The organism is Microbacterium sp. NPDC080220 (assembly GCF_040686395.1).
Lineage (GTDB): Bacteria > Actinomycetota > Actinomycetes > Actinomycetales > Microbacteriaceae > Microbacterium > Microbacterium gawkjiense.
In genome coordinates, this window is the sequence record NZ_JBFBOP010000001.1 from 56,076 (window position 1) to 77,488 (window position 21,413).

Genomic DNA, 21,413 nt, shown 5'->3' on the forward strand with positions numbered 1-21,413 from the left:
ATGAGCATCGGAACCGGAATCGTGCTGTTCGTCATCGGGGCCATCCTGGTGTTCGCCGTCAACGTCGACGTCCAGTACGTCAACCTCGACATGATCGGCTACATCATGATGGCCGCCGGCGCTGTCGTCTTCATCATCGGTCTCGTGCTGATGCTGCGGCGGCGTTCCAGCGAGTCGACCGTCCGAACGGTCGACCCTGTTGCGGGGGAGCGGGTCACCCGCTCCGAGACGCGCACGTCGGGAGACGGCACGTACTGACGCGTGACAGACTTCGAAGGCCCGTCCCCCAGGGGGCGGGCCTTCGTCGTGCGGGCGGTCACCGGCGCGGCCGGCGGGGCGGATCCATCCCGAGGTGGATGCGGGTGCGCCGCCGCTCGATGCTGATGAACGTCGCGCCCACGAGCCACAGCGGGATCTGGACGAGGAAGGCGATGCGGAAGGCCTCGAGCCGGTAGGTGTCGGGGGTGCCCGAGCCCTGGAGGTCGAGGACGAGGCCGATCGCGAAGATCGCCAGCAGCGCGGCGAGGAAGCCGCCGGCGTTCGTGACGCCCGTCGCGGTGCTGAGCCGGTGCGACGGATTGTGCGTGCGGGCGTGGTCGAAGGCGATCATCGACGCCGGGCCTCCCATCGCCAGGGCGACGAGGAGGACGATCAGCAGCCAGAGGGGCGCGGGGCCCGGCCACAGGATGACGGCCGACCACGCCGCGAACTGGAAGCCGACGGCCGGCAGGACGAGCGCGCGGGAGCGCCGGTGCGGGACGCGCCGCGAGAGCTCGCCGAGGACGGGGCCGAGGGCCATGCCGGCGAACACGTAGAGCGAGGTGAGGGCGCCCGCCTCGGCGACGGTCCGGCCCTCGCCCGCCGTCAGGTACGGGAAACCCCACAGGAGGATGAACGCCGTGCCCGCGAAGGGGGTCGTGAAGTGGGACCAGAACGCGAGACGGGTGCCCGGATGCGCGAGGGCGGCGCGGATGCCGACACCGGTGTCGATCGTCGAGGTCACGACCCGGATCGCCCCCGTGTCGGTGTCGACGCTGACGTCGCGCGCGAGGTCCGGTGGACGGTTGCGGACGAGCGCGAACACGAGGACGGCGAACAGGACGCACAGTCCGGCGATCCCGCCGAAGGTGACCGACCAGGAGGTCGCGTGGAGGATCGTCGCGATGGGGATGACGGCGACGAGCTGACCCGCTTGACCCAGGATGCCGGTGAGCTGCACCATGAGCGGTCCGCGCTGCGCGGGGAACCAGGTCGCGACGAGGCGGAGCACACCCGGGAACACCGCCGCATCCCCCGCACCGAGGAGCATGCGCGCGACGATGGCGACACCGACGCTGGGGGAGAGGGCCATCGTCAGCTGACCGACGGCCATGAGGACCATGCCGGCGGTCATGATCGGACGCGAGCCGAAGCGGTCGAGGAGGATGCCGACGGGGATCTGCATCCCGCCGTAGACGGCCAGCTGGACGACCGCGAACAACGACAGGGTCGCGGCATCCGCCTGGAACCTGTCCGCCGCGTCGACGCCGACCGCGGCGAGCGAGGTGCGGTTGGTGACGGCGAGGACGTACGCGGCGACGCCGGTGCCCCAGATGATCCATGCGCGCACGCTCGGACCGGTTCGACTCACCCCGCCCACGCTACTCTCCGGCGGGCGTACGCTGGCTCCACCCCACCCGGGCGAACGGAGGACGACATGAAGGCCACCATCGGCGACACCGTCATCGCGGAGGCGGACGACGACCAGATCATCCGCATCGAGGGGAACGCCTACTTCCCGCCCTCTTCGGTGAAGGACGGCGTGCTCGTCGAGAGTCCGACGCCGTACACGTGTCCGTGGAAGGGCGAGTGCCAGTACTTCCACATCGAAGCGGGTTCCGAGCGCCTCGCGGACGGCGCCTGGTCGTACCCGAACCCGTACCCGTCGGCGTTCGACCGCGTCGGTGCGGACTTCTCGGGTTACGTCGCCTTCTCGCCGGGGGTCACGGTCGGCGCCTGACGCCGCATCCGCTCACTCGTGCAGCGGGCCGAGCTCGGCGGCGCGGACGAACCGGGCGGTGACGGGGAGCGGCTGCTCGAGCTCGATCACCGTCCGCAGCGCACTCGGTCGAGGAGAGCGGGGCCGAGCGCTCGCATCATTGAGTTGACATAATGTGCATTATCGGCTGTTTTCGATCGCTCATGAGTGCTGGTGCCATCTCTATCCCCGCGAAACTGCAGGCGCGCGCCCAGACGGCGGGGTGAGGCCACGGTCTCGGAGCGCACGTGTAGTCTCGCGGACGTGCCGGCGAGCGCAGACGTTCAGGACTCGTCCTGGATCGATGCCTCCGGTTTCCAGCGCAGGAGGTCGCCGGGCTGGCACTCCAGCACCTCGCACAGCGCATCCAGGGTGGTGAAGCGCACCGCCTTCGCGCGACCGTTCTTCAGGACGGCGAGGTTGGCCGGCGTGATGCCGATGCGTGCGGCGAGGTCCCCGACGGCCATCTTCCGCCGTGCGAGCATGACGTCGATGTCGACGATGATCGGCATCAGACCACCTCGTCCAGCTCGGTGCGCATCTCGATCGCCTTGCGCAGCAGTGAGCGCATGACGACCACGACGAGCGCGACTCCCCCGGTCGCCACGGCGGCTCCGTAGATGAGGCCGACGACACCCGGGGCGACGTCTCCGGGCACGAGCAGCGTGGCGAGGCCGGCGGTCAGGACGGCGGCGACCGTGATCGCACCGATGATGATGTCGACGAAGCGGAAAGCACCGACCGAGAACACGGCCTCCACGGCGGCCATCGAGACGAGCCGCCAGATGCACACCGCGACGACCTGCAGGCACACGACCCAGAGTGCGAGGATCGAGACGGCGGCCACCCGCCACGCGAGCGGCACGGTCTCGAGGTCCCGCCAGATCGCGGGAAGGATGCCGACCTGCACGAGGAGCGAGCCCACGAGGGACGCCACCAGCGCCGTTCGGAGCGTCAGGATCGTTGCTGTGCTCATCATCGCCTTTCGATCTCAATCTATCGAAAAACGATAGCCTCTCCCCCGGTCCTCCGCAACGGGAGACCCGCCCTAGGCTCGAAGGGTGCTCGCAGTCCTCACGGGATTCCTCGTCATCGGCGTCGCGATCGCCGTGGGATGGCTGATCGGGCGCATCGATCTGCTCGGCCCGACTGGTGAGCAGGTGCTCAGCAGGCTGACCTTCTTCGTCCTGAGCCCGTTCCTGCTGTTCGTGGTCCTGTCCCAAGCCGACGTCCGCACGCTCTTCTCGTCGCTGCTGCCGGTCTCGGCGATCGCGGCGGTCGCCATGTTCGCCGTCTACGTTCTCGTCGCGCGCGTCATCTGGCGGCGCCCGGCCGGCGAGGTGCTCATCGGCGCGCTGTCGGCGGGGCAGGTGAACTCGAACAACATCGGCATCCCCCTGTCGCTCTACGTCCTCGGAAGCGCGGCCTACCCCGCTCCCGTCATCCTGTTCCAGCTCCTGGTGCTCACCCCGATCACGATGGCGATCTTCGAGGCGCTCAGCTCCCCCACCGGGCGGCGGCCCTGGCCGATCCTGCGGCGGACGATCACCAACCCGATCGTCGTCGGCTCGCTCCTCGGCACGATCGTGTCGGCCACCGGCATCCCGCTCCCACCGATCGTCCTCGACCCGCTGCAGCTGGTCGCGAACGCCGCGGTCCCGATCCTGCTCATCAGCTACGGCATCTCGCTCAACGGTCAACACGTGCTGGGGACGACGGGACGACGCCGCGACATCCTCCTGGCGAGCGGGCTCAAGCTGCTCGCCATGCCGGCGGTGGCATGGGTCGTGGCGGCGCTACTGTTCCGCCTCTCCTCTGCCGAGGTCCTCGTCGTCACCGTGCTGGCGGCCCTCCCGACCGCGCAGAACGTCTTCAACTACGCGCAACGGTACGCGACGGGGAGGACCATCGCGCGCGACACCGTCTTCCTGACGACGATCGGATGCGTCCCCGTGCTGTTCCTCGTGGTGCTGCTGCTGGGGCCTTCGGCCTGACCGACCGGCGGTGTCAGGCGCCGAAGGAGCTGGTGTCGCCGATGAGACGCGTGTGGTCGGCCGGGATCGGCTCGACGGCGGCCCGGGCGACTTCGGCGGCGAACTCCGCGACGTTGTAGAGCTTGCCGGCGCTCTCGCGGCGCTCCGCGATCGCTCCGGGGTTCGCACGCTCGAGCAGGGTCGCCGTGATCGTGCCCTCGATCATGTCGCCCGAGACGACGACGAACTCGACGCCCTTCTCGGTCAGGGCCGGGATCCGCTCGCGGAGGGCGTCCTCGCCGGCGCGCTTGGAGCGAGCGACCGGCTCGTACTCGGGCATGGTCGGCGTGGTCTCGATGAAGTGGGCCTGGTGGCTCGTCACGAACACGACCCGGCTGCCTTCGGACATCAGCGGGAGCGCCGCCTCGAGGGCTCCCACCTGGGCGTCGCGGTTGAGCGTCAGTGCGTAGTCCTCGGCCATGCCGCCTTCCATGCCGCCGGAGGCATTGAGCACGAGGATGTCGAGGGAACCGAAGCGTTCCTTCACCGCGGCGAACATCTCCGAGACGGATGCCGGATCCGTGAGGTCCGCACCGACCGTGAGCACATCGACTCCGAGGCCGCGCAGCTCCGTCGCGAGCTTCTCGGCGCGCGGTGCCTTGTTGCGGAAGTTGATGACGACGTTCGCGCCCGCCTGCGCGAGGTAGCGGGCGGTGTCGGCGCCGATCCCGCGGGACGATCCGGTGACGAGGGCGGTCTGGCCGGTCAGGGATGCGGCGGGAACGGGCTGCGACATGGGGACTCCTGCGGGGTGCTCGGCGGGTGCACGAGACGGACGGGACGGGGACGAGCCTATCAATCGGGGGCGGTTCGGCCTGGCCGTCGACCCCGGTTGGTAGGGTGCGAGGACACGCTCACCGAAGGAGCCGACGATGTTCCCCGATCTCATCCAGTACCTGTGGATCGGTTGGCTGGTGCTCGCGGTCCTCTTCGTCATCATCGAGCTGCTCACCCTCGAGTTCACGTTCCTGATGCTCGCCGCCGGCACCCTCATCGGCGGCCTCGGCGCGAACCTCGCCGGAGGGGTGTGGTGGCTCCAGGTGCTCGCCGCCGCCGCGGTGTCGGCGCTCCTCCTCTTCACGATCCGCCCGCTCCTGCTGCGCGCCCTGCATCGCTCCAGCCAGCACGTCCCGACCAACGTCGACGCGCTCACCGGGATGTCGGCGCGGGCGGTCTCGGCGTTCGTGGACGGCGACGGCTCGGTCAAGCTCGACAACGGCGAGACCTGGACCGCCCGTCTGCTCGACGCCACGGCATCCGTCATACCGGGTCAACGTGTGACCGTCACCGCCGTCCGCGGCGCCACCGTCGTGGTGGCACCCGAAGAAGGGAACCCCGCATGACCTTCCCCGCCCGCGTCGACGTCGGCGCGTTCGTCGGCCAGATCTTCGTCGTCGTCCTCCTGGTCGTCGTCGCGATCTTCGTCGTCGTCGTCCTGTTCCGCTCCATCCGGATCATCCCGCAGGCGTACGCGGGTGTCGTGGAGCGGTTGGGTCGCTATCAGCGCACCCTCTCCCCCGGCCTGAACCTCCTCGTTCCCTTCATCGACCGGCTCCTCCCGCTGGTGGACATGCGCGAACAGGTGGTGTCCTTCCCGCCGCAGCCCGTCATCACCGAGGACAACCTGGTCGTCTCCATCGACACGGTCGTCTACTTCCAGGTGACCGACGCACGCGCGGCGACGTACGAGATCAACAACTACCTCGGTGCCGTCGAACAGCTCACGACGACGACGCTCCGCAACGTGGTGGGTGGTCTGAACCTCGAAGAGGCCCTCACCAGCCGCGACAACATCAACACGCAGCTGCGTGTCGTCCTCGACGAGGCGACCGGCAAGTGGGGCATCCGCGTCTCGCGCGTCGAGCTGAAGGCGATCGATCCGCCCGTGTCCATCCAGGACTCCATGGAGAAGCAGATGCGCGCCGAACGCGACCGGCGTGCCGCGATCCTCACCGCCGAGGGGTCCAAACAGTCCCAGATCCTCGAAGCGGAGGGCCGCCGGCAGGCCGAGATCCTCCGGGCCGAGGGTGACAAGCAGGCAGCCGTCCTCCGCGCCGAGGGCGAGGCCCAGGCGATCCAGTACGTCTTCGACGCGATCCACAAGGGCGACCCCGACGAGAAGCTGCTCGCGTACCAGTACCTGCAGACTCTGCCGAAGATCAGCGAAGGGGCGTCGAACAAGCTCTGGGTCATCCCCAGCGAGTTCACCGATGCCCTCAAGTCGTTCAGCACCGCGTTCGGCGGACCCGCCCGGCCGACGGACGGGACGACACCGGCACCATGACGCATCCGTGGTTCCTCGGTGAGGAGGCACCGCGGGTGCTCGCCCATCGCGGGTTCGTGCCGCCGGACTCCGAGCAGGTCGTCGAGAATTCCGTCGCCGCCCTCGCCGCCGCGCGCGCGACCGGCACCGTCTACCTCGAGTCCGACTGCCACGTCACCGCCGACGGCGACGTGATCCTCTTCCACGACGACGATCTGCGACGCGTCACCGGAGACCCCCGCCCCGTCGCGACCGTCCGCACCCGCGAACTCGTCGAGATCATGTCGACGCGCGGCGGCCTCGCCGTGCTGCCCGATGTCCTCGATGCGTTCCCGGACGCGCGGTTCAATCTGGACGTGAAGGCGGATGCCGCGGCCGAACCCGTCGGCAGGCTCACCGCGCGCGAGTCGCACCGCGTGCTCCTCACGAGCTTCTCGGACGCCCGCCGCGCCGCGGCCCTGACCTCGGCCCGCGGGCGGGGTGGTGAGCCGGCGACGTCCGCGGGGTCGCGCACGCTCGCGCGGGTGCTGGCGGCTGTCACGGCCCGGCTCCCCCGCCTCGCGGCGCGGCACCTCGAGGGGCTCGACGCGCTCCAGATCCCGGAGCGTCATCGCGGCATCCGGATCCTGTCCCCGCGCCTCATCGACGCCGCGCACGCGGCGGGCGTCGAGGTGCACGTGTGGACCGTCGACGACCCCGCTCGCATGCGCCATCTGTGGGACATGGGCGTCGACGGCGTCGTGACCGATCGGACCGATGTCGGCGTCTCGACGAGGGCATCTCGCGTATAACCGGCGGTCCTGGAGATCGGCTGTGAATAGCACACTCGTTGAGGTCTTCTCGGATGATCCGCACAGGTGAGTTCGTTATACCTGAGGACGACGACGAGAGGACCACACAATGGCAGATCGCAGCCTGCGCGGCATGCGTCTCGGCGCTTCGAGCCTACAGAGCGAAGAGGGCGTCGTGTTCGTGGAGCGCACCAACCACACCTACGTCTGCACCCAGTGCGAGCGCGAGACTGTTCTCACGTTCGCGGCAGACGCCGAGGTTCCCGAGGCCTGGGAGTGCCGCACCTGCGGTTCCGAGGCCGTTCGACGCATCGGCGACACGGTCGCCGTGGTCGACCACTCCGGTGACAAGGCCGCACGCACCCACTGGGACATGCTGATGGAGCGTCGCACCATCCCCGAGCTCGAGGAGCTCCTGGAGGAGCGGCTCGCTCTGCTGCGCGCCCGTCGCGGCGGCAGCTCGGACAAGCTGAGCGCCTGACCCTCACACTCCAGCGGCGTCGTCCTCTTCGGACGGCGCCGCTTTTGTGCGCCTGCGGGCGAGGATCCCGAGCAGGACGAGCATCGGAAGCGCCGACCACCCCAGCAGCCACTGGAGGGCCGGACCGAGGACGACCGCGGGGGTGAGTCCGGATCGTAGCGGCACGTCGACCAGGAGCGCCCCGGCCGTGTCGGCGGCGAGGCCGTCGATGACGGAGCCATCCGGGGCGATCACCTGGCTGGTCCCGACGGTGGAGATGTTGACGACCGAGCGGCCCGTCTCGATGGCGCGCATGCGGGCGAAACCGAGCTGCTGAACGTTCTCGTCGGTCCCGCGGAAGTCGGCATTGTTCGTTTGGAACATGTAGACCTCGGCGCCGTCGCGGGCACCGTCCCAGATGACGTCGTCGTAGATCACGTCGAAGCAGATGGCCAGCCCGACGCCGACGCCGTCCACGTCGAAGAAGGGCGGGTTCGTGCCCGGGGTGTACTCACGCTGGATCAACCCGACGAGGTCGGGCGCGAGCGCTTCGAAGAACCATCGGTCGGGGACGTACTCCCCCATCGGGACGGGACGCGTCTTGTCGTGGAGTGCGAGCGGGTTCTCCGCGCCGGCCTGCCACAGCATCGAGGTGTTGTAGATCTTGTCGCCGCGCTCGGTCGCGGCGTTCACCAGGAGCGGCGCGTCGACCTGGGTGGAGAGGTCGTCGAGCGCATCGGCGATGGAGGAGTTGTTGATCGGGTCGGCGTCGACGCCTCCCTCCGGCCACAGCAGGAGGTCGAGGTCCTGGCCGATCAGGGGCTGCGTGGCGGCGAGCTGGGCGCGGAAGACGGCGTAGGGCTCGCGCTGGTCGAAGTACCCCGACGGGCCGTTCCCCTGCACCGCGCCGACACGCATCGTCCCGGCATCCGTCGTCGGGAACTGCGGTACCAGCAGGAGAAGGGCGGCGGCGACGGCCGCGGGCACGGCGAGCCGTACGCGACGCCACACCCGCAGGCGGACGGCCTCGATGACGGCGGCCGTCAGGAAGACCATGACGAAGGTCAGGCCGCTGACGCCGAGCCACGAGGCGAGCTCGGCGAGCGGACCGTCGGACTGACTCATCCCGAGCCGCGCCCACGGGAACCCCGTGTACGGCCACGATCCGACGAACTGCTCGCGCGCCGTCCAGGCGGCGGCCACGAGGGCAGGCAGTGCGGCGACGCGCGCCCACGGGCCGGGCAGCACCTTCGGCAACCATCTGTAGGCCAGCGTGATGGCGATCGCGCCCACGGCATTCAGCACCGTCTCGACCCCGGCGAGGGCGAACCACGGGATCGGGCCGAGGTAGCGGGTGATCCACGCGATGTGCAGCAGGTAGAAGGATGCCGCGAACGCCGCACCGACAGCGACCGCACCCCATGCGGACCGGCCGATGAGCGTCACCAGGGTCATCGCCGCGCCGACGAAGGCGAGCGGCCAGACCCCGATGTCGGGGAAGGCGAGGTGCAGGACGGCGCCGCCGGCGACCGCCACGGGCAGGGCCAGCCAGAGCGGGAGGAGGGGGCGGTCGCGCATGGAGGAAGCCTAGATGAGGCCCGCTATGGCGACGCTGAAAAGCCGCCTCACGCCGCGTCGCCGTGACGGGCGGAGTGGTCGAGGTAGATCGCGGCGTTGCGGAGGATCCCCGCCCGCTCCTCCGGGGTGAGGGGGCGACGCACCGTCGCGGGGACTCCCGCGACCAGCGAGCCGTCGGGGATGACGGCGCCCTCGAGCACGACCGCTCCCCCGGCGATGAGGCATCCCGCACCGATGACCGCGCCGGAGAGGATCACCGAGCCCATCCCGACGAGGGTGCCGTCGCCGATGCGGCAGCCGTGGACGACGGCGTTGTGGCCGATCGAGACGTCCTCCCCCACCTCGACACCGTGTTCGGCGTCGACGTGGACGGCGACGCCGTCCTGCACGTTGCTGCGGGCACCGATCGAGATCGGCGCACTGTCGCCACGGAGGACCGCGTTGTACCAGACACTCGCGCGGTCGCCGAGGGTGACCGCGCCGACCACGCGCGCGCCGGCGGCGACGAAGGCGGAGTCGGCGACCTCGGGGGTCGCCTCCGGGAGGGCGAGCAGGGTGGCCTGGTCGGACACGGTCATCGGGGTCTCCTCAGGGGGCGATGTGGGTGAGCCGGCCTGCGACCGTCGTCGCGCCCACGCGTGTCGCGCGGAGACCGGGGTCGTCGGCGGCGAGAGGATCGCGGTCGATCAGGGCGAGGTCCGCGGTCAGGCCGGGCTCGAGCGCACTCCCGGTGGCGGAGCCGCCCGCCGTCGACGCCGCGAGCGCGGTCGCCGCGTCGAGATTCTGCTCGGGGCGCCACGGATCGCGTCCCCCGCGGGTGCGGTGGACGGCGGCCGCCATCGCGGCCCACGGGTCGAGCGGCGACACCGGGGCATCCGATCCGAAGAGCAGATTCGCCCCCGATTCGGCGAGGGCGCGCAGCGGGTACGGCAGCGCGGTCTGCGCCGCCCACACCGAATCGGTCAGGTCCCGGTCGTCGACGGCGTGCTCGGGCTGCACGCTGGCACCGACGCCGAGTCGAGCGAAGCGTGGGATGTCGGCGTGCGCGACGAGCTGAGCGTGCTCGATCGTGCCCGTGGCGCCGGTGAGGGCGAAGGCGTCCAACGCGTGCGAGTTCGCGACGTCGCCGATCGCGTGGATCGCGCAGGAGAGCCCGGCGCCGGTGGCCCGGATCATCAGCTCCACCAACTCGTCGGGAGCCACCGTCAGGACACCCGTGTTGTGCGGATCGTCGGGGTACGGATGCGAGCACGCGGCGGTCCTCGTGCCGAGGGAGCCGTCGGTGATGACCTTCAGGGAGCCCATGCGCACCAGCCCGAGCGGGTCGACGGCGTCGCCGGTGGCCAGTCCGACGGCGATCGCGCGGTCGAGGAGGTCGGGGTACACGCCGAACGAGACGCGCAGGCTGTCGAAGCCGGCGTCCAGGCGCCGGGCCCAGGCATCCGCGTTCCACGCCATGTCGAGGTCGACGATGCCCGTCACGCCGCGGGCGGCGGCACCGTCGAGGGCGTCGCGGACGAAGCGGTCCGAGACGGCGGGATCCACGTCGTTGAGCCGGCGCGAGATCTCGAACGCCGGTCCTTCGCGGAGGATGCCGTCCGCGGTCGGGGCGATCGACTCGCGGCGGAACGCGGCGCTGTTCAGCCAGACGCTGTGGACGTCCGCGTTGATGAGATACGTCGGGACCTCGCCGGTGTGCTCGTCCAGCAGACGGAGCGAGGGGGTGTCGGGCCACAGCGCGTCACGGAAGCCGGTGCCGACGCGTCGTCCGTCGTCGAGGGCGGGAGAGTGCCCCATGACGGATGCCGCCTGCACCGCATTCGTCACGCCGCCGAGCGGCGTCCGCTGCGCGACGAGGGCCCACTGCACGGTGTGGACGTGGTGGTCCCACAGCCCCGGGACGAGCCATCCGCCGTCGCCCTCGACGACGACACCACGGCGGGGCAGCGCACCGGCCGGGGCGATGTCCGTGATGACGCCGCCGCGCAGGTGCACGTCGACCGGCGCGTCGCCGAACGGGTCGACCCGCCCGGCGCCGGTCAACCGGACGCCGGCGATGACGTCGACCTGCTCGCCGCGCGACGCCGTCACGAGCGTGCCGCCCGGATCGCGTCGTGGGCGCGTCGCATCTCGTCGGCCAGACGCGGATCGGCATACGGGCTGTCACCGGCGTCGAGGCGGTCGATGATCGTGTCGACGACCTCGTCGGGACGGTTCTGGCTGAGCTTGCGCTTAGCCGTCACGTGCGTCGGAGTCAGTCGGAAGCCGACCGTGCCCTTCTCCAGCCGACGCACGAACTCGTCGTCGTTCGGCGCCTCCCACATGCGGCGCGGCTGCGGCATCGACCCCTCGAACCGGTCGACGAGACGGTCGAGGACAGCGAGGTTCTCCTCCGCCGAGAGGATCTCGGGTACACCGCGCAGGTGCACCGAGACGAAGTTCCAGGTGGGGACGGCGGGGCCGTCGCCGTACCAGCCGGGCGAGATGTATCCGTGCGGACCCTGGACGACGACGAGGATCTCGGCCTCGCCGAGGCCGTGGATGAGATCGTCCGGGCGTCCGACGTGCCCGACGATCGTCAGGTCCTCGCGTGTCGGGTCCAGCAGGACCGCGTAGTGGGACGCCACCAGTCCCGCCTCGGTGTCGCTCACGATCGTGACCCAGGGGTTCTCGTCGATCACGCGGCGGAGCTCGGCGGCATCCGTCATCGTGAAACTCGGGTTCTGCCTCACCGTGCGCCCTCCCCGTCCCGGATCATGCCTGGCACCGCGGGCACCAGTACAGCTTCCGCGCGGCCATCTCCTCGAGGACGATCGCCGTGCCGCACACACGGCATGGGAGCCCTGCGCGGTGATAGACCCAGTGTCGGTCGTCGCGGTGCGCCATGGCACGGCGGTACGCCTCCGGGTCGAGGTCGTCCATCGTCATCATCTGGCCGGTCTCGACACCGATCGCGAGCAGGCGCACCCAGTCCTGCCACAGACCCCGCACCGTCTCCTCGGGCACGTCGCGCGCCGGCGTGTGCGGGTTGAGGTTCGCGCGGAAGAGCAGCTCGGCCCGATAGACGTTCCCGATCCCGCTCACGACCTTCTGATCCATCAGCACCTGGCCGATGGGCGTCGGCTTGCGCCGGACGGCGGCGACGAAACGCTCCTCGCCCTCCGCCACGTCGTCCACCAACGGGTCGGGTCCGAGTGCGGCGACGGTGGCGAGCATCTCGTCCACGGTCTGCAGCTCGCACGCCGTGGGGCCGCGCAGGTCCGCGGAGGTCGACGCGGTCAGCAGTCGCAGGCGCACCTGCCCGACGACGGGCGGCGGCCACTCGGCATCCGTCGTCTCGTCGAGTCCGCGGGTCTGCTCGCTCATCCGCACCGCGCCGCGCGTGCGACGGGGCGCTCCGATCGACGACAGCGAGTTCTCGCCCGCGTCGTCGTAGACCGGATCGACCCCGCGCTGGTTCGTCTGCCCCATCCGTCCGTTCGCCGACGCGATCGTGGGGTCGAGGAGGATCTCACCCGCGAAGTCCCACGCGCCGTAGATCCCGAGGTGCACCCGCAGCCACACGTCCGCATCGAACTCGAGGAACATCTGCTTGCCGACCGCGCGCACCTGCGTGGGGGTCCGGCCGTCGAGGACGGCGGCGCCCTCCGCGAAACGTCCCTGCGGGCTCGAGGCGGCGACCGGGCGGCCGACGAAGTTGCGGTCGAACTGACGGGCGATGCGATGGACGGAATGACCCTCGGGCATCAGCCCGCTTCCGGGTCGAAGGTCTCCGAGGCGTCGAGCACGTCGGGCTTCGCGGCGCGCGGATCGGCCTCGAGGGTGCCGTCCGTCTCGTACGCCGCGAGCTGCGCGATGCGACGCGCGTGACGCTCCTCCCCCGGGAACGGGGTCGCGATGAAGCGGTCGATGAACCCGACGGCCTCGTCGAACGTGTGCTGGCGCGCGCCGATCGCGATGACGTTGGCGTCGTTGTGCTCGCGCGCGAGTTCGGCCGTCGCGATGTTCCACACGAGGGCCGCGCGGATGCCGCGCACCTTGTTCGAGGCGATCTGCTCGCCGTTGCCGGAACCGCCGAACACGACACCGAGCGTCGGGATGCCGCGCGCCTGGTCCTCGGCGACCGCCTGGGCCGCGCGGATGCAGAAGGCCGGGTAGTCGTCGAGGGGGTCGTAGGCGACGGGACCGTGGTCGACGACGTCGTGACCGGCTTCGGCCAGGTGGTGCTGCAGGCGGGTCGAGAACTCCATGCCCGCGTGATCGGTCGCGATGTGGATGCGCATGTGACGATTCTAGGGAGGCGGATCCCCCGTTCCGGCGAGTCGTCGGCGTAGGCTGGGACGGTTGCCGTCGGCGCCAGCAGCGCCTGTCCACGGCACCCCACCCTCACCCCTGGGAGACACGAACGTGCCTGGAGAGAACCTCACCCGCATCGAAGCGCAGGAGCGCCGCGCGACCGTCGAGACGCACGCGTACGACGTCGCCCTCGATCTGACCACCGGTGACGAGGTCTTCGCGTCGCGCAGCGTCATCCGCTTCGCCGCCACCGCCGGCGCGTCGACCTTCGTCGACCTGAGCGCCCGCACCGTCCGCGAGATCACGCTCAACGGTCGCTCGCTCGACCCCGCCGCGGTGTACGACGATTCGCGCATCGCGCTCGAGGGACTCACCGACGAGAACGAGCTCGTCGTCGTCGCCGACTGCGAGTACACGAACACCGGGGAGGGCCTGCACCGCTTCGTCGACCCCGTCGACGGCGAGGTCTACCTCTACACGCAGTTCGAGGTGCCGGACTCGCGTCGCGTCTTCGCGGTCTTCGAGCAGCCCGACCTGAAGGCCACGTTCCGCTTCACCGTGACGGCTCCCGACGCGTGGAAGGTGGTCTCCAACTCCCCTACCCCCGAGCCGCAGCCCGCGGGTGAGGGCCTCGCGACCTGGTCGTTCGAGCCGACGCCGCGCATCTCGTCGTACATCACGGCCCTCGTCGCCGGTCCGTACGAGCAGGTGTTCTCGGAGCTCACGAGCTCGGACGGGCGCACGATCCCGCTCGGCGTCTACGCGCGCAAGAGCCTGTGGCAGTACCTCGACGCCGACTACGTCTTCGAGAAGACGCGCCAGGGCTTCGCCTACTTCGAGGACAAGTTCGGCGTCCCCTACCCGTTCGCGAAGTACGACCAGCTGTTCGTGCCCGAGTTCAACGCGGGCGCCATGGAGAACGCCGGCGCCGTCACCTTCACCGAGACCTACGTGTTCCGCTCGAAGGTGACGGATGCCGTCAAGGAGCGCCGCGTCGTCACGATCCTCCACGAGCTCGCGCACATGTGGTTCGGCGACCTCGTCACCATGAAGTGGTGGAACGACCTCTGGCTGAACGAATCGTTCGCCGAGTGGGCGTCGACCATCGCCACGGCGGAGGCGACGGAGTGGACCGAGGCGTGGACGACGTTCAACGCCATGGAGAAGACCTGGGCATACCGTCAGGACCAGCTCCCCTCGACGCACCCCGTTTTCGCCGAGATCAACGATCTCGAGGACGTGCAGGTCAACTTCGACGGCATCACGTACGCCAAGGGCGGATCCGTCCTCAAGCAGCTCGCCGCCTGGGTGGGCATCGAGGCGTTCTTCGCGGGGGTGTCGGCGTACTTCCAGAAGCACGCGTGGGGCAACACCGAGCTCAGCGACCTCCTGGTGGAGCTCGAGAGCACGAGCGGGCGCGAGCTCACCACCTGGTCCAAGAAGTGGCTCGAGACGGCCGGCGTCAACACGCTCGCTCCCGAGATCCGCGTCGACGGTGACGGTGTGATCACGCGCTTCGCGATCGTCCAGACAGCCCCGGCCGACTACCCGACGATCCGCCCGCACCGCCTGGGAGTGGGCTTCTACACGCTGCAGGGCGAGGAGCTCGTCCGGACGCACCACCTCGAGCTCGACGTCGACGGCGACCTCACCGAGGTCCCCGACCTCGTGGGGCACCGGCAGCCGGACCTCGTGCTGCTGAACGACAACGACCTCGCGTACGCCAAGATCCGCCTCGACGAGAAGTCGCTGCGCACCGCCACGGCGCACCTCAGCAAGATCAGCGACCCGCTCGCCCGCTCGCTCGTCTGGGGTGCGGCGTGGGACCAGACGCGCGACGGAGAGGCGTCGGCGACCGAGTACCTCGACCTGGTGCTGCAGAACATCGGCACCGAGACCGAGTCGACCACCGTGCGCACCACTCTCGCCCAGCTGCAGCTCGCCGCGAACTCGTACGTGGACCCGGCGACCCGGGACGCCGCTCGTGAGCGCGTCGCCGAGGGCCTCTGGGCCCTCGCGCAGGATGCCGAGGCCGGCAGCGACAGCCAGCTGCAGTTCGTCACGGCGTACGCGTCGGCGGCATCCACCCCCGCTCAGTGGGAGCGCGTCGCGCAGTTGCGCTCCGGCGCGCAGGAGCTGCCCGGGCTCGAGATCGACGCCGACCTCTCGTGGGCGCTCCTCGTGTCGCTCGCCGCCGGCGGAGTCGTCTCCGCAGCGGAGATCGACGAGGCCCTGGCGGCCGACAACACCGCGAAGGGCGGCGAGTTCGCCGCCCAGGCGCGCGCGGCGCTCCCGTCAGTGGAGGCCAAGCGCGCCGCCTGGCAGTCCCTCGTCGACAGCGCCGACCTGCCCAACACCGTGGTGCGTTCGGCCGCGGCCGGATTCGTACACCCCGCGGGCGTGCCTGCGCTCCGCGAGTTCGTCGACGCGTACTTCGACATGCTGCTGCCGGTGTGGGAGTCGCGCACCTACCAGATCGCGCAGTACCTGATCGTGGGGCTGTACCCGGCTCCCCTCGCCGATGCCGCCCTGCGTGACGCCACGCGCGGCTGGCTCGCCGAGCACCGGGACGCGCCCGCTGCACTCCGACGCCTGGTGAACGAGAACCTCGCCGGCGTCGAGCGTGCCCTCTCCGTGCAGGAGCGCGACCGCCAGGACTGAGCCGCCGGACACACGAGGGGGCGTCGTACCGTGGTACGACGCCCCATCGTCGATATCGCCCTCACGGGGGACGCGGCGGACGCATCCGGTCCGTAACGTCGAGGTCATGATCGTTGCAGAAGGCCTCACGAAGAGGTACGGAGACAAGACCGCCGTCGACGGGATCGACTTCGCCGTCCAACCCGGGAAGGTGACGGGATTCCTCGGCCCGAACGGCGCCGGGAAGTCGACGACGATGCGCATGATCGTCGGGCTCGACCGGCCCACGGCCGGCCGGGTCACCCTGGACGGACGCGAGTACCGGTCGATGCGCTCGCCCTTGACGGAGGTCGGCATCCTCCTCGACGCGAAGGCGGTCCACACCGGCCGCAGCGCGCGCAGTCACCTGCGGGCCATGGCCGCGACCCACGGCATCCCGCGTTCGCGCGTCGACGAGGTGATCGAGATCACGGGTCTCCAGAGCGTCGCCGGCAAACGCGCCGGCGGGTTCTCGCTCGGCATGGGCCAGCGCCTCGGGATCGCCGCCGCCCTGCTCGGTGACCCGCGCACCCTCATCCTCGACGAGCCCGTCAACGGACTCGACCCCGAGGGTGTCCGCTGGGTCCGGCAGTTCGTGCGAGCACAGGCCGCCGAGGGGCGGACCGTCCTGCTGTCGAGCCACCTGATGAGCGAGATGGCGCAGACGGCGGACCACGTCATCGTCCTGGGTCGCGGGCGCGTGCTCGCGGATGCGGGCATCGATGAGATCGTGCGCGCCTGGACCCGGACCACCGTGCTGGTGCGCTCTCCGCGCGCCGCCGAGCTCGCGAACGCCTTGGCCGCCGCGGACGTGACCGTCTCGTCCGGTGCCGACGGCGTGCTCGAGGTCACCGGCCTCACCGCCGCGGCGATCGGCGACACCGCCGCCCATGCCGGTATCCCGCTCCACGAGCTGACTCCGCGCAGCGGGTCGCTCGAAGACGCCTACCTCGCCCTCACCGAAGGTGCTGTCGAGTACCAGAACAAGGAGGTCGCGCGATGACCGCCATCGCCCCGTCCGCTCCCCTGACCCGTCAGACGTCCGCCCCGGGTCACCCGTCGGCCCGGCTGTCGTTCGGTCGCCTCGTGCGCAGCGAGTTCCTCAAACTGTTCACGCTGCGCTCGACATGGTGGTCCCTGGGCATCGCCGCCCTCCTCACTGTCGGACTGGCGGCGATGATCGCCGGTGCGTCGTCGAGCTTCGGTCCCGGGTTGAGCCCCGTCGCCGCCATCACCCTGCCCGTTCAGTTCACGATGCTCGTGGCCGGCATCCTGGGCGCCATGGCGATCACCGGCGAGTACTCGACCGGGATGATCCGCTCGACCCTCACGGCCGAGCCCCGCCGTGGTCGTGTGCTCGTGGCCAAGTCCGTCGTGATCGCGACGACCCTCGCCCTGCTCGCGGCCGTGACGTCGGCGATCGCCGGGCTCGTGATCATGCCGATCCTCGGCGCCGACTCCTACGCCTGGGGCGACGCGAAGGAGCTGTGGCTGCCGCTGCTGCTCAGCATGCTGGCCATGGCCACATTCGGCCTACTCGGCCTCGGGTGGGGGTTCATCGTCCGCAACGGTGCCGGGGCGATCGCGACGACCGTCGGCATCCTGTTCGTCCTGCCCCTCGTGCTGCAGCTGTTCATGCTGTTCGGCGAGTCGTGGCAGTGGATCGTCGATCTCGGCCGTTGGCTGCCGGGCAACGCGGCGACGGCGCTCACGGATCTGGACGGAGAGGTCTTCTGGCCCTCTCTCGCCGCGACCGTCGCCTGGCCCGCGGGCGCCCTGCTCCTCGGCTGGGCCGTGCTGCGCACCCGCGACGCGTAAGGTCATCGGGTGATCACCGGAAGCCGTGGCGACGCCTCTCCCGAGGCCGAGCCGCGGCTTCCGCGTCCCCCCGGCGTCCTCCGGCGGTTCTGGGCGCGTCACCCGGTCCTCACCGACATCGCGATCGCGGGCTTCTGTCTGCTCCTCTCGGTCGCTCCGGTCGTCGCCCTGCCGGACCGGGCCGTCGCAGACGATCGGATCGACCCGCAGACCTGGGACCGCATCTGGCCGGTCCTCGCGTCGGTCGTCGTCCTCGGGAGCTTCGCCCTCCTCGTCCGTCGTCGCAACCCCGTCGGCGTCTTCGCGATCACCGTCCTCGTCGCGGCGGCCTACCTCTTCTCCCCGGTGTCGCTGGGCGGGCCGCTCGTCGGGATCGCGACCTACACCGTCGCGGTCTACCGCGGCAATCGGGTCTGCCTGATCGCCGTGGGAGCGGGGCTCTCGCTGTTGGTCGTCGTGGCGGGTGCGCTCGGGTTCAGCGGCATCATCGCCCCCGACATCGCCTGGAACGTCCTCATCGGCGAAGCGCTTCTGATGCTGATCGGAGGGCTCGTCGGCGCGAACGTCGGCGGCCGCAAACGCTACGTCGAAGCCCTCATCGCGCACTCCCGCCGCCTCCTCGTCGAGCGGGATCAGCAGGCGCAGCTCGCCGCCGCAGCCGAGCGCGAGCGGATCGCCCGCGAGCTGCACGACATCGTCGCCCACTCGCTGACGGTGATGGTCGCGTTGGCCGAGGGGGTGGCCGCGTCGAAGGATGCCGCGCAGGCCCGTCCCGGTGCGGAGGCGATCTCGGCGACGGGTCGCGAGGCGCTCCGCGACATGCGGACGACCCTCGGCGTCCTGCGGGACACGGATGCCGCTCCCCTCGCGCCCCTCGTCCGTGACACGACGGCGGAGACGGTCGCCTCCGCCCGCGCTGCGGGCTTCGAGACGCACCTCACGGTGGTGGGCGAGCCCGACGTGCCGACGGCGACGCGGTTGGCGGTGTCGCGGATCGTCCAGGAGGGCGTGACCAACGTGCTGCGCCATGCCCGTGCGGCCACCCGCATCGACGTGGACATCCGGTACACCGACGAAGGAGTGTCGGTCTCGGTCGTCGACGACGGCCTGTCCGCCCCGATTCCCTCGGCGGCGTGAGGCTTCGGCCTCCAGGGTGTGCGCGAGCGCGTCGAACTCGCGGGCGGCACCGTGACGGCCGGCCCCGGCGAGCAGCGAGGATGGACGGTGCGGGCGTGGCTGCCGCGGGAGGAGCAGGGATGAGCGAGCGACCGATCCGCGTGGTCATCACCGACGATCAGTCCCTCATCCGCCTGGGGTTCCGGATGGTGCTCGAAGCCGCCGACGACATCGAGGTGGTCGGCGAGGCCGCGGACGGAGCCGCGGCCGTCGACGCCGTCGCCGCGCTCGCGCCCGACGTCGTTCTGATGGACGTGCGGATGCCGGGGCTGGACGGCATCGAGGCGACCCGCCGCATCCGTCGCGACCATCCCGGCACCCGCGTGCTCGTCCTGACGACGTTCGACCTCGACGAGTACGCCTTCGGCGCGCTCCGCGCCGGTGCCGGCGGCTTCCTTCTGAAGGATGCCGAGCGGGAAGAGCTCGTCGCGGCCGTCCGGGCGGTCGCTGCCGGCGAGGCCACGCTCTCGCCCCGCGTCACCCGCCGGATGATCGAGCTGGTCACCGCGGGAGGGCGACCGCACCCCGAGCCGCACCGGAGCGCCGCATTGACGGCCCGCGAGCAGGAGGTGCTCGACGCGATGGCGCGCGGGCTCACGAACGCGGAGATCTCCGCGGCGCTGTTCCTCGGCGAATCCACCGTCAAGACGCACGTCGGGCGGATCCTCGCCAAGCTCCCGGCGCGCGACCGGGTGCACGCTGTGCTCATCGCCCACGGGCTGGCGGACCCGGCCGACTCCTGACGCGTCTCAGGTCGGTCCGGGACGGGCTCGATAGGATCGGTGGGATGAACGGAACGGGTGCTGTCGACTGGGAGACCGTCCGCGACGGCTTCCTCCGCTTCCTCGTCGATGCGGGCTGGAACATCCTGTGGGTGGCGGTCACCGTCGTGGTGGCCCTCGCCGCGTCGTGGTTGATGCGACGGCTCATCGCCCGCGTCGTGGACCGGATCGTGACGGGCGCCAAGTCCCGCGCGGCCGCCGAGGACACGCGCGCGATCGACATGTCGCCGCTGGCGCGGGTCCGGATCGTCCAGCGCACCCGCACGCTGGGATCGATCCTCACCAACATCGTCAACGTGGCGATCGTCATCGTCGCGGTGCTCACGATCGTGTCGATCATCAACCAGGGGGTGCTCGGCTCCTTCGCCCTGCTGTCCGCGGCCATCGGTGCGGGCTTGGGCTTCGGCGCGCAGAACATCGTCAAGGACGTCCTCAACGGCATCTTCATCGTGGCCGAGGACCAGATCGGCATCGGCGACGTCGTCGATGTGGGGCTCGCGACCGGCATCGTCGAGTACGTGAGCGTCCGCGTCACGCACGTGCGCGACGTCAACGGCACGCTCTGGTTCGTCCGCAACGGTGAGATCACCCGGATCGGCAACATGTCGCAGGGCTGGGCGCGCGTCGTGATCGATGTCGGGGTCCCGGCCGATGCCGACATCGACGCCGTCGAGGACGCCATGCTCACCGCGGCGAAGGATCTCGTCCGCGAACCGAAATGGCGTACGCGCATCATCGACAAGCCCGAGATCTGGGGGCTCGAGTCGATCGACGGCGACACCCTCGTGACGCGTCTCGTGCTCAAGACCCGGCCGAACGCGAAGGACGACGTCTCGCGTGCGCTGCGCAAGCGCCTGAAGTCGGCGCTCGACACGCTCGGTGTGCCGCTCCCCCAGCTCCAGTCCACCCTGCTCGAGGGTGCGGACGCCGTGCAGAGCATCCGCGGAGCGAACCCACCGAAGACCAAGCCCCAGCAGGTCGCTCCGGCTACTCCGCCGCGGCTGGCGTGGCGGCCGAAGAAACGCGGGCGCACCGACGGAGACGCACCCGAGGGGAGCTCGGCCCCGTGAGCGAGACCGTGAGCTTCTACGACGAGGTCGGCGGGCACGAGGTGTTCCGGCGCATCGTCGACGTGTTCTACCGCGAAGTCGCCGCCGACGACGTGCTCCGACCCATGTACCCGGAGGAGGACCTCGGTCCCGCCGCCGAACGGCTGCTGCTCTTCCTCGAGCAGTACTGGGGCGGTCCGACCACCTACGGCGAGACGCGCGGTCACCCGCGCCTGCGGATGCGCCACGCGCCGTTCCACGTCAACCCGGACGCCCGGGACCGCTGGCTGCGAGCCATGCGCATCGCGGTCGACGAGGCGCACCTGTCGCCGCTGCACGAGGCGACGCTGTGGGATTACCTCCAGCGTGCCGCCCACGCCATGGTGAACACCTTCGAACCGACGGGCATCGGACCGACCGCGAAGCCGCACGGCGGATCGACGCTGCCGGTGCGTCCCGAGTCCTGAGCCC

General features: G+C 70.5%; 24 protein-coding genes. 14 read left to right on the plus strand and 10 right to left on the minus strand.

Annotation, left to right across the window (positions count from 1 at the left end):
• Entirely contained in the window at positions 1-258 is a 258-nt protein-coding gene (locus AB0P29_RS00275) for a DUF6458 family protein (protein WP_363377615.1), read from the plus strand.
• A 58-nt stretch (positions 259-316) separates the two neighbouring features.
• On the opposite strand, the gene AB0P29_RS00280 is transcribed toward AB0P29_RS00275, so the two are convergent.
• Positions 317-1,630, minus strand: a complete 1,314-nt coding sequence (locus tag AB0P29_RS00280) for an MFS transporter (RefSeq protein WP_363377618.1) — start codon at positions 1,628-1,630, stop codon at positions 317-319.
• A gap of 66 nt (positions 1,631-1,696) precedes the next feature.
• Here AB0P29_RS00280 and AB0P29_RS00285 point away from each other — a divergent pair, with 66 nt between their 5' ends.
• On the plus strand, positions 1,697-1,999 hold the full coding sequence (locus tag AB0P29_RS00285; RefSeq protein WP_064002032.1) for a DUF427 domain-containing protein: 303 nt from the start codon (positions 1,697-1,699) through the stop codon (positions 1,997-1,999).
• Positions 2,000-2,301: 302 nt separating this feature from the next.
• Here the strand turns inward: AB0P29_RS00285 and AB0P29_RS00290 are convergent, their stop codons facing one another.
• Positions 2,302-2,529, minus strand: a complete 228-nt coding sequence (locus AB0P29_RS00290) for a helix-turn-helix transcriptional regulator (protein ID WP_363377620.1) — start codon at positions 2,527-2,529, stop codon at positions 2,302-2,304.
• Positions 2,529-2,993 (minus strand): DUF2975 domain-containing protein, encoded by a 465-nt coding sequence (locus AB0P29_RS00295; RefSeq protein ID WP_253034457.1) that lies wholly within the window; start codon positions 2,991-2,993, stop codon positions 2,529-2,531. The genes AB0P29_RS00290 and AB0P29_RS00295 overlap by 1 nt, the downstream gene beginning before the upstream one ends.
• 85 nt (positions 2,994-3,078) lie before the next feature.
• Here AB0P29_RS00295 and AB0P29_RS00300 point away from each other — a divergent pair, with 85 nt between their 5' ends.
• Positions 3,079-4,011 carry an AEC family transporter gene (locus AB0P29_RS00300; RefSeq protein ID WP_363377623.1) on the plus strand — a complete coding sequence of 311 codons (933 nt, stop codon included), beginning with the start codon at positions 3,079-3,081 and terminating at the stop codon, positions 4,009-4,011.
• Positions 4,012-4,024: 13 nt separating this feature from the next.
• On the opposite strand, the gene AB0P29_RS00305 is transcribed toward AB0P29_RS00300, so the two are convergent.
• Positions 4,025-4,786 carry an SDR family oxidoreductase gene (locus AB0P29_RS00305; RefSeq protein ID WP_217531861.1) on the minus strand — a complete coding sequence of 254 codons (762 nt, stop codon included), beginning with the start codon at positions 4,784-4,786 and terminating at the stop codon, positions 4,025-4,027.
• 136 nt (positions 4,787-4,922) lie between these two features.
• Here AB0P29_RS00305 and AB0P29_RS00310 point away from each other — a divergent pair, with 136 nt between their 5' ends.
• The 4 genes from AB0P29_RS00310 (at position 4,923) to AB0P29_RS00325 (ending at position 7,585) form a co-directional block, all read left to right on the plus strand.
• Complete coding sequence (locus AB0P29_RS00310; protein ID WP_217531859.1) at positions 4,923-5,393, plus strand: NfeD family protein; 471 nt, start codon at positions 4,923-4,925, stop codon at positions 5,391-5,393.
• Positions 5,390-6,334, plus strand: a complete 945-nt coding sequence (locus AB0P29_RS00315; RefSeq protein WP_217531858.1) for an SPFH domain-containing protein — start codon at positions 5,390-5,392, stop codon at positions 6,332-6,334. Before AB0P29_RS00310 ends, AB0P29_RS00315 begins: the two co-directional genes overlap by 4 nt.
• Positions 6,331-7,104 carry a glycerophosphodiester phosphodiesterase family protein gene (locus AB0P29_RS00320; RefSeq protein ID WP_253034437.1) on the plus strand — a complete coding sequence of 258 codons (774 nt, stop codon included), beginning with the start codon at positions 6,331-6,333 and terminating at the stop codon, positions 7,102-7,104. The genes AB0P29_RS00315 and AB0P29_RS00320 overlap by 4 nt, the downstream gene beginning before the upstream one ends.
• Positions 7,105-7,213: 109 nt before the next feature.
• On the plus strand, positions 7,214-7,585 hold the full coding sequence (locus AB0P29_RS00325; RefSeq protein ID WP_064002015.1) for an RNA polymerase-binding protein RbpA: 372 nt from the start codon (positions 7,214-7,216) through the stop codon (positions 7,583-7,585).
• A gap of 3 nt (positions 7,586-7,588) precedes the next feature.
• Here the strand turns inward: AB0P29_RS00325 and lnt are convergent, their stop codons facing one another.
• The 6 genes from lnt to AB0P29_RS00355 are packed head-to-tail and all read right to left on the minus strand — an operon-like array spanning position 7,589 to position 13,425.
• Positions 7,589-9,142, minus strand: a complete 1,554-nt coding sequence (gene lnt, locus AB0P29_RS00330) for an apolipoprotein N-acyltransferase (protein ID WP_363377626.1) — start codon at positions 9,140-9,142, stop codon at positions 7,589-7,591.
• A gap of 47 nt (positions 9,143-9,189) precedes the next feature.
• The gene (locus AB0P29_RS00335; RefSeq protein ID WP_253034435.1) at positions 9,190-9,720 is read right to left on the minus strand and encodes a gamma carbonic anhydrase family protein; all 531 of its coding nucleotides are present in this window, start codon (positions 9,718-9,720) and stop codon (positions 9,190-9,192) included.
• A gap of 10 nt (positions 9,721-9,730) precedes the next feature.
• On the minus strand, positions 9,731-11,233 hold the full coding sequence (locus AB0P29_RS00340; protein WP_363377628.1) for an amidohydrolase family protein: 1,503 nt from the start codon (positions 11,231-11,233) through the stop codon (positions 9,731-9,733).
• Positions 11,230-11,874, minus strand: a complete 645-nt coding sequence (locus AB0P29_RS00345) for an FMN-binding negative transcriptional regulator (RefSeq protein WP_217531846.1) — start codon at positions 11,872-11,874, stop codon at positions 11,230-11,232. The genes AB0P29_RS00340 and AB0P29_RS00345 overlap by 4 nt, the downstream gene beginning before the upstream one ends.
• Positions 11,875-11,896: 22 nt before the next feature.
• On the minus strand, positions 11,897-12,889 hold the full coding sequence (locus AB0P29_RS00350) for a zinc finger domain-containing protein (protein ID WP_311283769.1): 993 nt from the start codon (positions 12,887-12,889) through the stop codon (positions 11,897-11,899).
• Positions 12,889-13,425: a ribose-5-phosphate isomerase gene (locus AB0P29_RS00355; RefSeq protein WP_363377631.1), complete on the minus strand. Its 537-nt coding sequence runs from the start codon at positions 13,423-13,425 to the stop codon at positions 12,889-12,891. Before AB0P29_RS00355 ends, AB0P29_RS00350 begins: the two co-directional genes overlap by 1 nt.
• A gap of 124 nt (positions 13,426-13,549) precedes the next feature.
• On the opposite strand from AB0P29_RS00355, the gene pepN reads away from it, so the two are divergent.
• The 7 genes from pepN (at position 13,550) to AB0P29_RS00390 (ending at position 21,409) form a co-directional block, all read left to right on the plus strand.
• Positions 13,550-16,099 carry an aminopeptidase N gene (gene pepN, locus AB0P29_RS00360; RefSeq protein WP_363377632.1) on the plus strand — a complete coding sequence of 850 codons (2,550 nt, stop codon included), beginning with the start codon at positions 13,550-13,552 and terminating at the stop codon, positions 16,097-16,099.
• Positions 16,100-16,205: 106 nt separating this feature from the next.
• Complete coding sequence (locus AB0P29_RS00365; RefSeq protein WP_363377634.1) at positions 16,206-17,120, plus strand: ATP-binding cassette domain-containing protein; 915 nt, start codon at positions 16,206-16,208, stop codon at positions 17,118-17,120.
• Positions 17,117-17,935 carry an ABC transporter permease gene (locus AB0P29_RS00370; RefSeq protein ID WP_363377636.1) on the plus strand — a complete coding sequence of 273 codons (819 nt, stop codon included), beginning with the start codon at positions 17,117-17,119 and terminating at the stop codon, positions 17,933-17,935. The genes AB0P29_RS00365 and AB0P29_RS00370 overlap by 4 nt, the downstream gene beginning before the upstream one ends.
• Before the next feature lie 9 nt (positions 17,936-17,944).
• The gene (locus AB0P29_RS00375; RefSeq protein WP_363377638.1) at positions 17,945-19,072 is read left to right on the plus strand and encodes a histidine kinase; all 1,128 of its coding nucleotides are present in this window, start codon (positions 17,945-17,947) and stop codon (positions 19,070-19,072) included.
• Positions 19,073-19,191: 119 nt separating this feature from the next.
• On the plus strand, positions 19,192-19,854 hold the full coding sequence (locus AB0P29_RS00380) for a response regulator transcription factor (RefSeq protein WP_363377640.1): 663 nt from the start codon (positions 19,192-19,194) through the stop codon (positions 19,852-19,854).
• Between the two features lie 44 nt (positions 19,855-19,898).
• Positions 19,899-20,963 carry a mechanosensitive ion channel domain-containing protein gene (locus AB0P29_RS00385; protein WP_064002004.1) on the plus strand — a complete coding sequence of 355 codons (1,065 nt, stop codon included), beginning with the start codon at positions 19,899-19,901 and terminating at the stop codon, positions 20,961-20,963.
• Positions 20,960-21,409, plus strand: a complete 450-nt coding sequence (locus tag AB0P29_RS00390) for a globin (protein ID WP_311283777.1) — start codon at positions 20,960-20,962, stop codon at positions 21,407-21,409. Before AB0P29_RS00385 ends, AB0P29_RS00390 begins: the two co-directional genes overlap by 4 nt.
• Positions 21,410-21,413: the final 4 nt, after the last annotated feature.

Bases quoted from the DNA above. Each gene is read 5' to 3' on its own strand.
- AB0P29_RS00290 (WP_363377620.1), bottom strand. From the start codon at position 2,529: ATGCCGATCATCGTCGACATCGACGTCATGCTCGCACGGCGGAAGATG.
- AB0P29_RS00355 (WP_363377631.1), bottom strand. From the start codon at position 13,425: ATGCGCATCCACATCGCGACCGATCACGCGGGCATGGAGTTCTCGACC.
- AB0P29_RS00315 (WP_217531858.1), top strand. From the start codon at position 5,390: ATGACCTTCCCCGCCCGCGTCGACGTCGGCGCGTTCGTCGGCCAGATC.
- AB0P29_RS00370 (WP_363377636.1), top strand. From the start codon at position 17,117: ATGACCGCCATCGCCCCGTCCGCTCCCCTGACCCGTCAGACGTCCGCC.
- AB0P29_RS00365 (WP_363377634.1), top strand. From the start codon at position 16,206: ATGATCGTTGCAGAAGGCCTCACGAAGAGGTACGGAGACAAGACCGCC.
- AB0P29_RS00310 (WP_217531859.1), top strand. From the start codon at position 4,923: ATGTTCCCCGATCTCATCCAGTACCTGTGGATCGGTTGGCTGGTGCTC.
- AB0P29_RS00305 (WP_217531861.1), bottom strand. From the start codon at position 4,786: ATGTCGCAGCCCGTTCCCGCCGCATCCCTGACCGGCCAGACCGCCCTC.
- AB0P29_RS00335 (WP_253034435.1), bottom strand. From the start codon at position 9,720: ATGACCGTGTCCGACCAGGCCACCCTGCTCGCCCTCCCGGAGGCGACC.
- AB0P29_RS00285 (WP_064002032.1), top strand. From the start codon at position 1,697: ATGAAGGCCACCATCGGCGACACCGTCATCGCGGAGGCGGACGACGAC.
- AB0P29_RS00295 (WP_253034457.1), bottom strand. From the start codon at position 2,993: ATGAGCACAGCAACGATCCTGACGCTCCGAACGGCGCTGGTGGCGTCC.
- AB0P29_RS00380 (WP_363377640.1), top strand. From the start codon at position 19,192: ATGAGCGAGCGACCGATCCGCGTGGTCATCACCGACGATCAGTCCCTC.
- AB0P29_RS00350 (WP_311283769.1), bottom strand. From the start codon at position 12,889: ATGCCCGAGGGTCATTCCGTCCATCGCATCGCCCGTCAGTTCGACCGC.
- AB0P29_RS00385 (WP_064002004.1), top strand. From the start codon at position 19,899: ATGAACGGAACGGGTGCTGTCGACTGGGAGACCGTCCGCGACGGCTTC.
- lnt (WP_363377626.1), bottom strand. From the start codon at position 9,142: ATGCGCGACCGCCCCCTCCTCCCGCTCTGGCTGGCCCTGCCCGTGGCG.
- AB0P29_RS00325 (WP_064002015.1), top strand. From the start codon at position 7,214: ATGGCAGATCGCAGCCTGCGCGGCATGCGTCTCGGCGCTTCGAGCCTA.
- AB0P29_RS00275 (WP_363377615.1), top strand. From the start codon at position 1: ATGAGCATCGGAACCGGAATCGTGCTGTTCGTCATCGGGGCCATCCTG.
- AB0P29_RS00320 (WP_253034437.1), top strand. From the start codon at position 6,331: ATGACGCATCCGTGGTTCCTCGGTGAGGAGGCACCGCGGGTGCTCGCC.